Here is a 15,650-nt window from a genome sequence, read left to right on the forward strand (position 1 = left end):
GTATAAAGAGAACAAATCGGCAAAGACCGAGATAGAGATGCCTATACAGTAGGCTTTTTGTTTCTGTTTAGGAAAGGGGTCACTTAGATACGTGAGTCAAGATAAAGATCAAACACTTGAATATAATGATGATGCGATTCAAGTACTTGAAGGACTTGAAGCTGTCCGTAAGCGACCTGGTATGTACATCGGGAGTACGGATACGAGAGGGTTGCATCACCTTGTTTATGAAATTGTAGATAATGCTGTCGATGAAGCGATGGCGGGTTTTGGTAATCATATTAAAGTGATCATTCATAAAGACGATAGTATTTCGGTAGAGGATGAAGGACGCGGGATGCCTGTTGGGACGCACCGAACAGGTCGACCGACGCCAGAAGTGATTATGACGGTTCTTCATGCAGGTGGTAAGTTCGGTCAAGGCGGATATAAGACGAGTGGAGGTTTACACGTAGGTGCTTCGGTAGTAAACGCATTGTCGTCTTCACTTGAGCTTACAATCCATCGTGATGGCCATAAATATCGCCAACGATTCGAACGTGGTGGCGTTCCCGTTACGACGCTTGAAAAGGTTGGCAATACGAGAAAGTCTGGAACGATCGTTCACTTCAAACCAGACGAAACGATGTTCCAAACGACAAACTATCAGTATGAATCGCTTTCAGAACGGTTGAGAGAAAGTGCATTTCTTCTTGGTGGAACGTCCATTACGCTCATTGATGAGCGCAAAGGCAAAGAGAAAAGCGAGACGTATCAATACGAAACCGGAATTGATGCGTTTGTTGAATACTTGAACGAAGATAAAGAGGCGCTTCACAACGTTGCTTCTTTTGACGGTGTTCATCAAGACATCCATGTGAATTTTGCTTTTCAGTTTAACGATGGCTATACAGAAAACATCTTGTCATTCGTTAACCATGTTCGCACGAGAGACGGCGGAACTCATGAATTTGGAATGAAGTCTGCGTTTACAAGAGCTGTTAATGAGCATGCAAGAAAGCTACAGCTTCTAAAACAAAAGGATAAGAACCTTGATGGCAATGATATCCGCGAAGGATTAACTGCAGTTCTGTCTATTCATATACCTGAATCATTACTTCAATTCGAAGGTCAAACGAAGAGTAAACTCGGTACGCCAGAAGCACGTCAAAGTGTCGATCACCTTCTTTCTGAGAAGCTCGTATACTTTTTTGAAGAAAACCCTAAATTAAGCACGCAATTAATTAAAAAAGCGATAAAAGCTCAAGAAGTACGTGAAGCTGCCCGTAAAGCAAGAGAAGAAGCGCGAAGTGGTAAGAAAAACAGCCGTAAAGATGCGCTTTTAAGCGGTAAGCTCACCCCAGCTCAATCGAGAAACCCAAAGCGCAATGAATTGTATCTCGTCGAAGGGGACTCTGCAGGAGGTTCTGCAAAGCAAGGTCGTGATCGCAAATTTCAAGCAGTCTTGCCCCTCCGAGGGAAAGTCATTAACACTGAACGTGCAAAGCTTGATGACATTATGAAGAACGAAGAGATTCGCACGATTATTTATAGCATTGGTGCAGGTGCTGGGACGGACTTCTCTGTGGAAGACTGCAATTACGATAAAGTGGTCATCATGACAGATGCTGATACCGATGGTGCTCACATTCAAGTCTTGCTACTAACGTTTTTCTATCGTTACATGCGTCCGCTCATTGAGGCAGGAAAAGTATTTATTGCACTGCCACCACTTTACAAAGTCGAAAGAGGCACAGGTAAAGGGAAAAAGCTTGAATATGCTTGGGATGAGTCCGAATTAAAAAGAGCCATTGAAAAGGTTGGAAAAGGTTACACGATCCAGCGTTACAAAGGTCTTGGTGAAATGAACGCTTCCCAATTGTGGGAAACGACGATGAACCTGAGACACGTACGCTCGTACGCGTTCGAGTTGAAGATATTGCTAGGGCTGACAAGCGTGTGGCTACGTTAATGGGTGATAAAGTCGAGCCGCGTAGAAAATGGATTGAATCACATGTCGCCTTTGGCTTAGATGAGGAAACGAACATCTTAGACAACGAAATGCTCGTTGCAGAGGAGGACGACACCCGTGCAAGAAGCTGAAAAGTATTTGGATTTACCACTTGAAGAAGTGATTGGAGATCGCTTCGGACGGTATAGTAAGTACATTATTCAAGAACGAGCGCTACCGGATGCTCGGGATGGCTTAAAGCCTGTACAACGACGGATTCTTTACGCGATGCTCCGAGATAATAACTTGTCTGATAAACCGTTCCGTAAATCCGCAAAAACGGTCGGAAATGTAATCGGTAATTATCATCCTCACGGTGACTCTTCTGTTTATGAAGCACTCGTTAGGATGAGTCAATCGTGGAAGATTCGTAAAAACCTCGTCGAAATGCACGGCAACAACGGTTCTATTGACGGAGATCCCCCTGCTGCGATGCGTTATACCGAAGCACGTCTCTCTGCGCTTGCAGAAGTGATGTTACAAGACATCAAAAAAAATACAGTCGAGTATATCCCGAACTTTGATGACACAGAAGAAGAGCCAGTCGTTTTACCTGGCTACTTTCCTAACTTACTCGTCAACGGGTCGACAGGGATCTCTGCGGGTTATGCAACAGACATCCCTCCTCATCATTTAGGGGAGATCATCGACGGTGCGATTTTATTACTTGATCGGCCGAATTCCGATGTGAAAGACTTGATGAATGTGATTCAAGGTCCAGATTTTCCTGGTGGAGGGACCATTCAAGGATATGAAGGATTAAAGAAGGCTTATGAGACGGGGAAAGGACGAATTGTTCTCCGTGGAAAAGCCGAATTCGAAACACTTCGAGGCGGGAAAGAACAAATCGTCATTACAGAGATTCCGTATGAGGTAATCAAAGCGAATCTCGTTAAGCGTATGGATGAAATTCGCTTTGATAAAAAATCGACGGGATTGCCGAAGTTCGTGATGAAACGGATCGCACGGGGCTAAGAATTGTTGTCGAGTTAAAGAAAGAAGCCGATGCGAAAAGCATCCTGCATTATTTGTACAAAAATACTGACCTACAAGTGAATTACAACTTTAACATGGTCGCTATTTCTGATAAGGCACCAAAGCTTCTCGGATTAAAATCGCTCTTAAATGCGTATCTCGATCACCAAAAAACGGTCACAACGAATCGAAGCCGTCATGATTTAGATCAAGCTTTAAAGCGTAAGCATATTGTTGAAGGGCTTATTAAAGCGATTAGCGTGCTTGATGAGCTCATTCAATTAATCCGAGAATCTAACGACAAACAAGATGCAAAGAACAATATTATGCAACGTTTTGGATTTACGGAAATGCAAGCAGAAGCGATTGTTACGTTGCAACTTTATCGATTGACGAACACAGATATCCAAACGCTAGAACGTGAAGCTAGTGAATTGGATGAAACGATTAATTCGCTTAATGAAGTGTTAAACAACCCGAAAAAGCTCGTCCAAACGATTAAAAAAGAACTAAAACAAGTCAAGAAGACGTTTGCAGATGAAAGACGAACGAACGTTGAACGAGATGTTGAAGAACTCAAAATCGACATGCAGACGATGATTCCTCAAGAAGATGTCATCGTCACCGTAAGCCGAGAAGGCTACGTGAAACGGACGAGCGTTCGATCGTTTACAGCTTCCAATGACGAACGACCTGGCATGAAAGAAACGGACGATTTAACGTTCTTTAAAGAAATGAATACGACAGAGACGATTCTTATCTTTACTGAAAAAGGTCAGTACCTTTATGTGCCGATTCATCAACTTCCAGATATTCGTTGGAAAGACAATGGTCAACACGTCGCAAACCTCGTGCCTATTTCACCTGAAGACCGTGTGGTAAGCGTTATTCCTGTTGAACAATTTCATGAAGATCAGTTCCTCGTTTTTATTACGAAGAACGGCATGATTAAGCGAACACCACTTAGTGAATATCAAGCACAGCGTTTTAACAGGGCACTCGTTGCTTTGAAATTAAAGGCAGATGACCTCGTGCGCTCTGTTGATGTAACGAACGGTAAAGATGAAGTGATGATTGTAACTCGCCTCGGTTACGGCTTACGGTTTGATGAAGAAGAAGCCAATATTGTCGGACAACGAGCGGCAGGGGTAAAAGCAATCGCATTGAAAGACGATGATTTCGTTACGTCAGCATTTACATTTGATCCAACTCAGGTGAAGACAATGCTCGTTACGACTCAGCGAGGGGCGATGAAGCAAGTAAAAGTATCATTGTTTACGAAGAGTAGTCGAGCTAAGCGTGGGTCAACGATGGTTCGTGAGCTTAAGCGAAGTCCGCATTTCGTCGTGCAAGCATGGCCCGTTACGACAGAGAGTAACGCTTTTGTTGCTCGTACTGAGAATGGCGACACTGAACACGTCGAAGGTGGATCAATTAAAGAGTATGATCGTTATCAAACAGGAAATTATGTCGTAGATACAGATACAAGTGGCATGATTGAAGATGTTTGGCCATATATTGATCATAGCCAAAAAAAATGAGGATAGTCGAATTGAGAAAGTCTCACAGAACGTGATGTGAGGCTTCTCATTCGTTATTGTAAAGAACGGAGAAAAAATATGAAAGCCGGTACGCATTTGGTCGGTGCCGTTGCATTAACGACCCTTTATGATCGATTCGTGCCTGTGTCATGGGGGGCGCCACCAGAGGGAATTGAATCGTTTGTTATGCTTGGTGCCGCGTTAATCGGGGGACTTTTGCCAGACATTTGTCACCCCAATTCTACAGCAGGCAAAAAAATATCATCTCTATCTGTCATGATAAGAGGTGTATTTGGTCATCGGACGTTCACACATAGTTTACTGTTTTTACTTATTGTAGGTGTCTTAACTGGACTCATCCCAGGTACATATGGTGTAGCCATTCAAACCGGAATTATTATCGGTATGATTAGTCATTATGTATTAGATATGCTAACCTCTCGAGGGATTCGACTGTTTTATCCAATTCCTACGATGGTTCGGTTTCCGTGGCATACGAAAACGGGTTCGTTCTTAGGGGAAGGCAGTGTCTTGTTCGTTTGTATGCTATGGATTAGTTATTATAGCTTAGAATACGTAGGGGTAATTGGCTGAAAATTGTCGAAAAATGATTGTTGCAACGCGACTTTTGGCTTATAATAAACATCAATGTCATGTTTAGGGGATGGGTGACAATGATCCGACGTTTAACAATCGCTTTATCGCTTCTGCTTTGTGTGTCATTGTTCGGTAGTAATGACGTAACGGCAACGTCTAAGGGACTTGGAAATAAATATGTTTCAGCACATGAGAAATCAACAATTTCTAAAATCCTAACGACAGAACTTGATGAAGTTCAAGCAGAGGCTGCGATCGTTGTCGATGTGAATACAGGTCAATTGTTATGGCAAAAGAATGCTAGAGAACCGTTAGCACCAGCGAGTATGTCAAAGATCATGACGATGTATCTCGTATTAGAAGCGATTGAAGACGGAGAAATTAATCGTGACGACGTTGTAACGATTAGTGAAGAGGCTGTAGATACGGGTGGAAGTACGATGTTTTTACAAGAGGGAGCAGAATGGACCGTGAAGGATTTATTTGTCTCAATGGCCTTAGCTTCTGCGAACGATGCTTCGGTTGCTTTGGCAGAACACCTCGCATCTGATGAGAAGAGTTTCGTGAAGAAAATGAATGAAAAAGCAGCTGAGTTTGGTCTTTCAAGTCATGCGAACTTTGTGAATAGTCACGGATTACCACAACCGAAAACGAGAGAAGAATCTACGTTAACTGCATATGACACGGCAATGATTGGCTATCACCTCATTCAAGATTATCCTGAAGTGATTGAGTTAACTGAAAAACCTCAGTTTACGTTGTCGTTTTCAAATCAACAATTTTACAATACGAACCAACTACTTGATCGACAAGTAGAGATTGAACAATTGAACGATTCGCTACAACAACTAGAGGATGAAGAAGAACGTCAAGAACTTGAAGACCAACTCCTTTTGATGGATGAAGGGTTACAAGGAATGGACGGACTGAAAACGGGTTACACGAACCGTGCAGGGTATTCATTTATAGGAACTGCAGAACGAGGTGGCCAAAGATTGTTATCTGTCGTAATGAAACAGATCGAATCGATCTCGTTTTCAAGCAACGGAGACGTTATTAGAAGCAGGGTTCGATCATTATACTGCAGATCGAGTCGCTGCGAGCGACTGAAATCGTGCCAATTATTCAAGACAAGAGCCGAATCCATGTACTCTACATGGATTCGGCTCTTTATTTTGTCTCGTAAGATAAATTGACAATACACTATACGCAAAAAACGTATTGACTTCTCGTTTCGCATTCGATAGGTTTATATAAGAATATTCTGTTATATTACAGGGTTAAAGTTAGGAGAAATGTACTAATGTTATAACGAAGTAAAAAAAAACGAAACATACATACGGATAATAGTCTTGATAATTAGTCAATGGACAAAGCTGGGGGAAATCGCAATGAAGAAGGTAAAAGGGGGAGTTGTAGGCTTATGCATTGCAGCGCTCGCATTAACTGGATGCATAACGAATACGACGTCAACAGGTGAAGAGATTCATGAATGGAATATGACAATTACGGTAGGGCCAGGTTCTACATGGTATGAAGGCGCTGTGAAATTTGCAGAAGATTTAGAGAGAGAATCGGACGGTCGGATGCAAATAGAGATCTACACGAATGAACAGTTATCAGCGGGTAATCAAGAAGCAGGCGTTGAACAGCTAATGGACGGTCTCAAAGACTTCTCGTATAACTCTAGTATTATTTATGCAGGTGTTGACCAACGCTTCGGTGTTTTAAGTGCGCCATTTTTAATCAATGATTATGACGATGCCCACCGAGTGTTAAATGGAGAGAGTGGACAAATCATTGAAGACATGCTGAGAGAACGGGGAGTTGAACCACTTGGATTTGGTGAGAGTGGCTTTCGTCAAATTACAAATGACACGTTACCGATTCGTACACCTGAAGATCTTGATCATCTAAAATCCGTGTCCCGAACATGGGTGTGTTAACGAACCTCTTCCGCACACAAGGGGCGGACCCGATTACGATGCCGTTTTCTGAGGTGTATACAGCTCTGCAGCAAGGAACCATCGATGGTCAAGAGAATCCAGTAGACGTGACGTATTCATCGGGTCTTGTCGAAGTACAACAATACATGACGATGTGGAATTATGTCTACGATGCGATCATTTTAGGGATGAATAAAGACTTGTATGATTCATTACCTGAAGAAGATCAAGCGTTAATTCGAGAAGTTGCTGCTGAAGCGAATGACTATCAAATTCAAATCACTCGTGAAAAAGAAGCCAAGCAGCTGGAAGAATTAGAAGCGGCAGGAATGGAGATCTATTATCCGACTGAAGAAGAAATTGAACAATTTAGAAACGACTCACAACCTGTCTATGATCAATTTCGTGACATTTGGGGCGAAGATCATATGCAAACATTTTTAGATGAAGCGATGGGAAGTGAGGGAGTCGAATGAAGTGGTTAACCTATATTGAATATGGACTCGTCATTGTTGCGATGGCTGGGATTGTCAATCATTACGTTTGGCAACGTGTTGTCACGATATTTCTTTGATACGTCCTTTGCCTTTGCAGAAGAAATTACGATTAATTTGTTTGTACTTGCCACATTTATCGGTGCATCGATTGCAATTAAAAGACAAGCTCACTTTCGGTTTCAATTTCTTTATGACAAAATGAGAAATCCAGTTAAGCGCATGACGTTACTCTTGACAAGCGCGCTCATGCTAACCTTTTTGTTACTAACGTTTCTATTTGGTTTAGAACTGGTTATCAATCAGTTTGAGCGTGGGCGTATGACACCAGCTCTTATCATTCCGCAATGGTTATTTACACTGTCAATTCCTGTCGGTTCACTGTTTTGCATGATTCGAACAGTAGAGAGTACCTTCCATTCATGGAACGGTATGAAACGAAACGAATCGCATCAATGGTTAAACATCGAATCGAAGAGTAAGGAGTTGGATGGGTAATGTTAACCGCGCTTATGTTTGTTTTGTTTTTTGTTTTAATTTTTATTAACTTGCCTGTCGCATTCGCCTTAGGCATTGCAGCAGTTGTTGTACTTTTAATCGATAGTGGGTGGAGTTCACTTGGACTCATTCCTAGCATCATGTACTCTTCGATTTCATCATTTACATTGCTTGCAATTCCTTTTTTCGTGTTAGCAGGTGTGATTATGGGTTACTCAGGAATCTCTAAACGCTTAATTGACTTTGCCTATCTCGCGTTCGGACATCGCAAAAACGGGATTGTTATTGTGGCGATCGTAGCGGCATTCTTTTTCTCAGCTATCTCTGGTTCAGGACCCGCAACCGTGGCTGCCATGGGTGCTCTTTTAATACCTGCTTTGATTCAAAATGGTTTTCCTGCAAACCGAGCTTCTGCTCTCGTCGCAAGCTCTGGTTCGTTAGGAATTATTTTACCACCGAGTATTGCATTTATCGTTTTTGGTGTTATTGCGAGTGACTTTGCGAGTGTATCGATTAGTCGACTTTTCGTAGCAGGAATTGTCCCAGGCATTTTACTTGCTGTTGGTCTTCTCGTTGCTAGTATTTTTGTAAGTAAGCAAAACAAGCAACTGATGAAAGCTCGCAATGAAGCTGCTCCTGTCATTGAGAAAGCGCCACTCATAGATGTGCTCAAAGCCTTTGTGAAAGCACTTTTAGGACTCATGATTCCAGTGATCATTCTAGGTGGTATTTATTCAGGAATGTTTACACCAACGGAAGCGGCAGTCATTGCGGTGTTTTATGCACTCATCGTTGGCCTGTTCTTCTATAGAGAATTAAAACTAAAAGACATTCCGAAAATTCTAATTGATGCTTCCGTTCAATCTGCGGTAATCATGTTCATTATTGGGGTTGCGTCATTATTTTCATATATTATTACGACACAACAAATCGCATCAACGATTACATCGTCTGTACTTAGCTTAACTGCGAATCCGTTTGTACTATTGTTCATGACCGCGGTCATTTTACTTGTTGTTGGTGCGTTTATTGATGCCATTTCAGCGTTTTATATTTTTATTCCTCTTTTGATGCCAATTTTACTTGAGGTAGGGGTAGATCCAACGACAATAGGCGTTATGATGACGGTTAGCCTTGCAATTGGATTGTTTACGCCACCAGTCGGATTGAATTTGTTTGTTGCGAGTGGAATTTCAGGTGTTTCTTCAGAAAGTATCGTACGAGGAATTGGTCCGTATTTAATTGCATCTATCATTGTTTTACTCATCGTAATGTACGTACCGATTGTCTCGAATGGTTTGCCAGATTTATTAGGGATGTAGCAGGGAAATAAAAAGGAAGCGAGAACTAGTGTTTATTGGGAGGAGAGAGAAGAATGGCTAAAGAAAATCTATTTGAAGGTTTGCCATCAACAGCTGTATCTGACGGTTTGAAAGGGTATAACCATATGAAGAACGGTGTGTATCCACTCAAAGAAGAGTGGAAGCTCAGTGGACCAGCATTCACGGTCGATGTGTCGGGTGGAGAAAATTTATCCCTTTTAAAAGCGATTAAAAGTGCTTCTGAAGGCGATGTATTGGTCATTGACGGTAAAGGTGAGCGAAGTGTTGCGATTGCAGGAGACTTTATCGTTGGATTAGCGAAGACACTTGGCTTAAATGGAATCGTAGTAGATGGCGTCATTCGTGATTTAGAAGCGATTCGGGATCTTGATTTTCCAGTCTTTTGTTTAGGGACAACACCGGTTGCGAGCAAGAAGAATGAATACGGAAAGCTTCAAGTCCCAATTACTTGTGGTGGCGTTGTCGTTAACTCTGGTGATTATGTTGTAGGTGATCTTGATGGTGTTGTAGTCGTACCAAAAGCAGATGCAAATGACGTTTACAAGAAAACGTTAGATAAAATTGCAAAAGACGAAAAAAGAGAAAACGAGATTGGCGAAGACAAAGAAAAAGCACGTAAGTATTTAGAGCAATATTAATTCGTAGCCGACGTACATAGAAACGTGTTGGTGTATGCTCGTTACAGGTTTAGAAGAAGCCTCACTCGGGAATGTATTCGATACCGAACGAACACGATGGACCATTAATCATTTGGCAAAGGTGTGATGTTGAATGGTGAAGATTTCCCATATCAAAAAGGTTTTAGAGAACATGAGTAAAGATCATGATCAGCGTACAAGCTCTTTAAATGAAGATGTGTCATGGTTTGCGCCGATCAGTCGTAAGTTTGATGAGTTTTTACTTGAAAACAACGAGAACAATCAACACGGCTTAGAGAAGTTCACCATTCAACACCTTAAAACGTTGAAGAATGAAACTGCTGAATAACTATGGAGGCTCCCCATCATGGGGAGCCTTTCACAATTTAATCGGAATTAATTGAAGCTTTGTTGCTTCTTCGAGTAAACGGTCATTAAGTTTTTGTACTTGTTTGTTGTATGCGGTTTTAAGCAACTTTCGTTCGATCACTAAGCTTTCATTCGAAAGCGGTTGTGCCTTTAATAAGTGGTCGATATTTTTCATGTTTCGTTTTAACGTAGCGATTTCTTGTTCACACGATTGAATGTGATTTTGAAGTTCAATTGGAATTAATGACTTCGGGATAAAAATGTCTACGAGCGCTCTTACTTTTGTTATGTTTTGTTTTTTGGCAAGGTAGATTCGATGATTACCATGTCGGATGCCAAAGCGCCCGTCGGGTAATAGCAGCAACGCAATTGGATCGGCGGGGTCATCATACCATTCTCCGCGTCGTTTATAGGCCTCTTTTAGACGATCTAATTTTTGTTGGCGTAACACCTTACGGTGTGACAATGCAATGACATCATCAGGATGTATATACGTAATTCCAAATTCACAAAAATACATGTCATCTTTTTTAAACGAACGCATCACTTCATCCATATAGAGCCATTCGTTAAGGTCTGTAATTTGCACCAAAAACACCTCCTGTACAATGTATGAGTACGTTTTTGGAAGTAGGACTCAAAAAGCGAAAAACGGTTTGATTCATCCCTTTTATTAAATAAACATTCAAAAAATGCTAACGCTTCCAAAATGAGTGGGTGTAAAATAGAAGGGTAGCTATTTATAGAAAGGAAGTGGGAGAGATGACAGAAACAGTAGGTCATGTATTGCTTGAAGAAGTAGCCATGAAGAATGTACAACTCCAAAGCCGAATTGTGATGGCACCGATGACGAGAGTGTTCTCACCAGACGGAGTTCCAAATGATGAAGTTGCAGCATACTATCGTAAGCGAGCTGAAGGTGGTGTCGGTTTAATCGTTACAGAAGGCACGGCCATTGATCATCCTTCAGCAGTTATGCATAAAGATATTCCTAGATTTTATGGTGAAGAATCACTGGCAGGATGGAAGAAAGTCGTTCAAGAAGTTCATGAGGCAGGCGGGAAAATCATCCCTCAGCTATGGCACGTTGGTGCAGCTAGAAAAGCTGGAAGTGAGCCAAATGTTGAAGCAGCACCGATTAGCCATCAAGCATAAGCCTTAAAGGAAAAGAAGTACCAAAGATTCATGCGTTAACAAACGATGAAGTTAAAGACCTGGTTCATCAATTTGCAAAAGCTGCCAAACAAGCACAAGAGATTGGATTTGATGGAATTGAATTACACGGTGCTCACGGTTATTTAATTGATCAGTTCTTCTGGGAATTAACGAATCGCCGTGATGATGAATATGGTGGCAATTTAACTGGCCGTTCAACGTTTGCAGCCGACATTGTACGAGCTTGCCGTGCAGCAGTTGGAGAAGATTTCCTAATCGTTTTCCGCTATTCACAGTGGAAAGGGACTGACTATGAAGCGAAGTTAGCTCAGAATTCTCAAGAGCTAAAAACGGTATTGCAACCCCTTGTAGAAGCCGGTGTTGATGTGTTCCATTGTTCAACGAGACGTATTTGGGAGCCGGAATTTGTTGAAGAAGATCCAGACCTCACGTTAGCTGGATGGACGAAGAAAGTAACTGGCAAACCAGCAATTGCGGTTGGATCGATCGGGATTAACAAAGCTTATCGTAGTGAACATGAAAATGACACGCGTGATTTAGTCGTATCAATCAATGAAAATATTCAAATCACAGAAAAGAAAATCGAAAACGGTGAATTTGATTATGTAGCAATTGGCCGTTCGTTACTCGCAGATCCCGATTGGCCAAAGAAGTTACAAGAAAATCGTCTTGAAGATGCAACCATGTATACGAAAGAGCTTGAAGAGACTCTACGATAAGGATTTTTCTAGTCTATAGTAGTCGCTTTTTAGAAAGATGAGGTTTAAAACTTATGGGATTGCGGTAAAAGAAAGTAATTATGTTTATGAAGGGTGAGAACAAATGAAGAACAAATACACATCAACGGATCAAGAAAATCAACCTGTAGCAGTGTTTGAAGCAACAGATGACCTTGAATCAGCAACATTAAATGAAGTTCGCTCACTTTATGAACGATTGCTAATTTTACCTTGGAAATCACATACTTCAACGTCTCGAGAGAATGGGGAGATTGCCCTTATACTTTTTGAAAAAGCGAACCAAGAAGGCCATGAAATGTACTTATTAGAGACGACAACAAAAGGCAAACAAGTAGAATTGCACATTGTCGGTGGGCGTGGAGTGGATGTCTTCCGTCAAATTCCGAAAGTCTTGACAAAACAATAAGCGAGCGTGACTTGTAAGCATAATGATTGTGAAGTGAGGTAGGACTATGCTACAGTATGGATGTGCTTGATATATTGGCAAGCGCTAGGCCACCTTTATCTAGACCCTATCGACCGCCCTTTATCGGGCGGTTTTTTATTTGTGGGTTAAAACTAAATTAACAGTTTCCTTCCCATAATCCCCATCACCGTGATGAATGAGCATGTGTGGTTCATAGTAATCTCTAATATCGAAATCTTTGATCTCGTGAAAACCTACTTTTTTGTATGCGGCAACTGCCGTTTCATTCTTTCTCCATGGTCGCATTAAGTACGTTTGAATGTCATACACTTGAGTAAGAAAATTGATTACGCCACGTAGTGCTTCTTGTCCGTAGCCTTTCCCAGTATAGTGATGGTTGCGAAACCAAATATCAAGCTCCATATTTGTAATTTTGCCATGGTGATACGTATGGGCAATTGTGCCGATGATTTGATCCTCCGTTGCAATTAAAACGTACTTATTCGGACTTAGATCCCCAGAAAAAAATTCTGCTGGTTCGAATTCAACTTCTTCTAGAGTAAAATCATCTTTTGATGTAAACATTTGCTGCCAGATGGCGTCATCTTCAAAAGCCATTTGATGAATGAGTGCGCGATCTTCTTCAGTTGCTAAATAGAAGAAAAGCCGTTCGGTCGTAAATGCGAGTGTCCGTTCCATACCATCTTCCTTTCTTTAAAAATGCTACCATACTATGTTCCATTGTTCAGGGAAATTGCTCAGATAAAGACGTTGATGCTAGAATGTTGTCTTCAATGCTCGCATAATAATTGGAAATATTTTAAATTTATATAGGGATAAAGGATCTTGTTTAATATAGAAGAATCGGGATTTTACGTTCGTTTAATTACAATTTAATAAAGTATAAGAGTTTGATGACTAAGGTCTGCTAGGCTATACAGTGGACTTGTCGTCTTGAGCAAAATGGATGACTACGTAATTTTATCTAATAGTTTAGGGTGCTTTTATACGAAGATTACATACTTTCATAAAGGCAACTTGACTCTTTTTTTGTGAAAAATCGTAAATATAACAAATGGAGGTAGAAACGATGGCAAAACATTCTTTACGCTTTAGTGTTCTTGCTGCAGCCGCCCTAGTGGTAAGTGCTTGTGGATCAAGTGACGATTCAACAGATGTTGAAGAAAATGTAGCTGAGGAAGAGATTGTTGACGAAGAGAACGATCCAGAAGAGCCTGAGGAAATTGAAGAAGTTGATTTAGAAGAGGAAGACGAAGCCGATTCAGAAGAAGATGAAACCAGCAACTCTGGTGAGTTTGATGAAATGATTGCGTATATGGAAGAGACAACAGAAGGAACAGCAAATGTTCTTTTTGAAAACAATGAACAACAAATTCATGAGACAGAAGGTTTTACAGTTTCTTTAGATGGCTACACGCTCGTTGAATTAAATGATTTCCATACAAACTATCGTATTCCTTTTGATGATCAAACGGACGGTGGCGTAATTTTGGCACACTATACGGTGACGAATGATACAGGTGATGATGCGTACTTTATGCCAGCTTTGTCACTCATGTATACGGGTGCAACGAAGTACTTTAACAACTATAGAGAACTCCTACCAGAAGAAGAGCAATTAGATGTTCAACTCGCTCATTCAACCGATTATGCGATTGCAGATGGGGAGACGATCACAGGTTACTTTACGTATCCATTTGGTCAAGATCAGCTTGAAGAAGTATTAGCTGAATCAACCGCAATGATTGACGTGCCTGCTCCTCATTCTGAACTTGGCGATGTGAATTCTAACTTTGGAGACGAGGGAAGTTTTACAGTAAGCTTGAATGAAGATGGTGCAGAGCGCGCTGAACATAATGAAGCGTTTTACCCTGATCTTGTCACGGCAAATGATATGGGTGACAAAGAAATGATTGCAGAAAGTGATGGCATTAATGACAGTCAAGAACTTGGCAACACGACTATTACACTTGATGGCTATCAATTTACTGAATTCACGCCAAATGACGTTGAAGCGCCTCGTTTTGAGAACTTTACGAATGGCATCGTTTTGTTGACGGTTCAATTTGGCATTGACAACCAAGAGGACTCTGAAATTGCTCTTAGCTCAATCATGTCTAGTTTGTTGGTTAATGACGGTGCTCAATCCTTACTGAATGAAGGAATGTTACTTGATTACAGATATGATGATGTTATTGAATCCGGTGAATCTGGAGAGTTGTTACAGTTGTATACGTTAGATCAAGAACAATACGAAAAAATTTGGAAAGATAAATCATTTGAAGTTGAAATTGGTCCAATGCGTGACCAGGAATCGACGGATTTATCAAAAGGTAATCGTGTAACATTTGAATTGCCGACAGAGTAATACATGTAACGTAATTGGGTGACAAAAATCCCCTTACCTTTATTAGGTAAGGGGATTTTTGTTCAATAGATCCGCATTGAATGATCTTGACGTTAACGTCAACGTTAAGTAAACTGAAAATTAGAATATAAAATACAGGAGAGATACAACGTGGCTTGGACAATAACAGAGCTCGCTCAACAATTTGATGTGACAACGAGAACGATTCGATTTTACGAAGAAAAGGGGTTGATTTACCCTGACCGAACAGATTCAGGTCAACGAATGTATTCAAAACGCGAACTCGTTCGTTTAAGGTTAATTCTACGTGGGAAGCGATACGGGTTTTCTTTATCTGAAATTGCAGAGATGATCGAACTGTTTGATGTTGATCGGACCGAACAGAAACAACTCGAGACGACGATTACCTATGGAAAGAAGAAGGTAGCTGAACTTAACGAAACGATTGAAAGTTTCATTGCACTTCGAGATGAAATGGAAGAGATGCTCGTTTCGTTTGAAAACAAGTTACAACGCATAAACAACTTGGAATAAATAGAGGAGGGTTT

Annotated in this window: 11 protein-coding genes and 4 pseudogenes; 13 read left to right on the top strand and 2 right to left on the bottom strand. The window is 41.1% G+C overall.

Annotation, left to right across the window (positions count from 1 at the left end; translation table 11 throughout):
- Nucleotides 1-91 precede the first annotated feature (91 nt).
- The 9 genes and pseudogenes from parE to JCM19038_RS02520 all read left to right on the top strand — a co-directional run bounded on the left by parE (nt 92) and on the right by JCM19038_RS02520 (nt 10,371).
- A pseudogene (parE, locus tag JCM19038_RS02480) lies at nt 92-2,082 on the top strand (DNA topoisomerase IV subunit B).
- Nucleotides 2,069-4,506, top strand: a pseudogene (gene parC, locus JCM19038_RS02485) (DNA topoisomerase IV subunit A). Before parE ends, parC begins: the two co-directional pseudogenes overlap by 14 nt.
- A gap of 78 nt (nt 4,507-4,584) precedes the next feature.
- Nucleotides 4,585-5,100, top strand: coding sequence for a metal-dependent hydrolase (locus JCM19038_RS02490; protein ID WP_042414090.1), 516 nt, complete (start codon nt 4,585-4,587; stop codon nt 5,098-5,100).
- Nucleotides 5,101-5,180: 80 nt separating this feature from the next.
- Nucleotides 5,181-6,299 (top strand): D-alanyl-D-alanine carboxypeptidase family protein, encoded by a 1,119-nt coding sequence (locus tag JCM19038_RS02495; protein WP_052360984.1) that lies wholly within the window; start codon nt 5,181-5,183, stop codon nt 6,297-6,299.
- Nucleotides 6,300-6,602: 303 nt separating this feature from the next.
- Nucleotides 6,603-7,525 (top strand): annotated as a pseudogene (locus tag JCM19038_RS02500) (DctP family TRAP transporter solute-binding subunit).
- 51 nt (nt 7,526-7,576) lie between these two features.
- Nucleotides 7,577-8,041, top strand: coding sequence for a TRAP transporter small permease (locus JCM19038_RS02505; protein ID WP_193745020.1), 465 nt, complete (start codon nt 7,577-7,579; stop codon nt 8,039-8,041).
- Nucleotides 8,041-9,363, top strand: a complete 1,323-nt coding sequence (locus JCM19038_RS02510) for a TRAP transporter large permease (protein WP_042414092.1) — start codon at nt 8,041-8,043, stop codon at nt 9,361-9,363. Before JCM19038_RS02505 ends, JCM19038_RS02510 begins: the two co-directional genes overlap by 1 nt.
- Before the next feature lie 53 nt (nt 9,364-9,416).
- Complete coding sequence (locus tag JCM19038_RS02515; protein ID WP_042414095.1) at nt 9,417-10,022, top strand: RraA family protein; 606 nt, start codon at nt 9,417-9,419, stop codon at nt 10,020-10,022.
- A gap of 133 nt (nt 10,023-10,155) precedes the next feature.
- Nucleotides 10,156-10,371: a hypothetical protein gene (locus tag JCM19038_RS02520; RefSeq protein WP_042414098.1), complete on the top strand. Its 216-nt coding sequence runs from the start codon at nt 10,156-10,158 to the stop codon at nt 10,369-10,371.
- Nucleotides 10,372-10,401: 30 nt separating this feature from the next.
- Here the strand turns inward: JCM19038_RS02520 and JCM19038_RS02525 are convergent, their stop codons facing one another.
- The gene (locus JCM19038_RS02525; protein WP_042414101.1) at nt 10,402-10,980 is read right to left on the bottom strand and encodes a hypothetical protein; all 579 of its coding nucleotides are present in this window, start codon (nt 10,978-10,980) and stop codon (nt 10,402-10,404) included.
- A gap of 173 nt (nt 10,981-11,153) precedes the next feature.
- On the opposite strand from JCM19038_RS02525, the pseudogene JCM19038_RS02530 reads away from it, so the two are divergent.
- Both JCM19038_RS02530 and JCM19038_RS02535 read left to right on the top strand, forming a co-directional pair.
- Nucleotides 11,154-12,286: pseudogene (locus JCM19038_RS02530) on the top strand (NADH:flavin oxidoreductase).
- A 103-nt stretch (nt 12,287-12,389) separates the two neighbouring features.
- The gene (locus JCM19038_RS02535) at nt 12,390-12,713 is read left to right on the top strand and encodes a hypothetical protein (protein ID WP_042414105.1); all 324 of its coding nucleotides are present in this window, start codon (nt 12,390-12,392) and stop codon (nt 12,711-12,713) included.
- Between the two features lie 135 nt (nt 12,714-12,848).
- On the opposite strand, the gene JCM19038_RS02540 is transcribed toward JCM19038_RS02535, so the two are convergent.
- Nucleotides 12,849-13,412 (bottom strand): GNAT family N-acetyltransferase, encoded by a 564-nt coding sequence (locus tag JCM19038_RS02540; RefSeq protein ID WP_042414107.1) that lies wholly within the window; start codon nt 13,410-13,412, stop codon nt 12,849-12,851.
- A 391-nt stretch (nt 13,413-13,803) separates the two neighbouring features.
- Here JCM19038_RS02540 and JCM19038_RS02545 point away from each other — a divergent pair, with 391 nt between their 5' ends.
- Both JCM19038_RS02545 and JCM19038_RS02550 read left to right on the top strand, forming a co-directional pair.
- Nucleotides 13,804-15,102, top strand: a complete 1,299-nt coding sequence (locus JCM19038_RS02545) for a DUF5068 domain-containing protein (protein WP_042414110.1) — start codon at nt 13,804-13,806, stop codon at nt 15,100-15,102.
- Between the two features lie 150 nt (nt 15,103-15,252).
- The gene (locus tag JCM19038_RS02550) at nt 15,253-15,636 is read left to right on the top strand and encodes a MerR family DNA-binding transcriptional regulator (RefSeq protein ID WP_042414113.1); all 384 of its coding nucleotides are present in this window, start codon (nt 15,253-15,255) and stop codon (nt 15,634-15,636) included.
- Nucleotides 15,637-15,650 lie beyond the last annotated feature (14 nt).

Source organism: Geomicrobium sp. JCM 19038, from assembly GCF_000698125.1.
In the GTDB taxonomy this organism is placed as follows: domain Bacteria; phylum Bacillota; class Bacilli; order Bacillales; family Marinococcaceae; genus Geomicrobium_A.

Bases quoted from the DNA above. Each gene is read 5' to 3' on its own strand.
- JCM19038_RS02495 (WP_052360984.1), top strand. From the start codon at position 5,181: ATGATCCGACGTTTAACAATCGCTTTATCGCTTCTGCTTTGTGTGTCA.
- JCM19038_RS02540 (WP_042414107.1), bottom strand. From the start codon at position 13,412: ATGGAACGGACACTCGCATTTACGACCGAACGGCTTTTCTTCTATTTA.
- JCM19038_RS02515 (WP_042414095.1), top strand. From the start codon at position 9,417: ATGGCTAAAGAAAATCTATTTGAAGGTTTGCCATCAACAGCTGTATCT.
- JCM19038_RS02535 (WP_042414105.1), top strand. From the start codon at position 12,390: ATGAAGAACAAATACACATCAACGGATCAAGAAAATCAACCTGTAGCA.
- JCM19038_RS02545 (WP_042414110.1), top strand. From the start codon at position 13,804: ATGGCAAAACATTCTTTACGCTTTAGTGTTCTTGCTGCAGCCGCCCTA.
- JCM19038_RS02520 (WP_042414098.1), top strand. From the start codon at position 10,156: ATGGTGAAGATTTCCCATATCAAAAAGGTTTTAGAGAACATGAGTAAA.
- JCM19038_RS02490 (WP_042414090.1), top strand. From the start codon at position 4,585: ATGAAAGCCGGTACGCATTTGGTCGGTGCCGTTGCATTAACGACCCTT.
- JCM19038_RS02510 (WP_042414092.1), top strand. From the start codon at position 8,041: ATGTTAACCGCGCTTATGTTTGTTTTGTTTTTTGTTTTAATTTTTATT.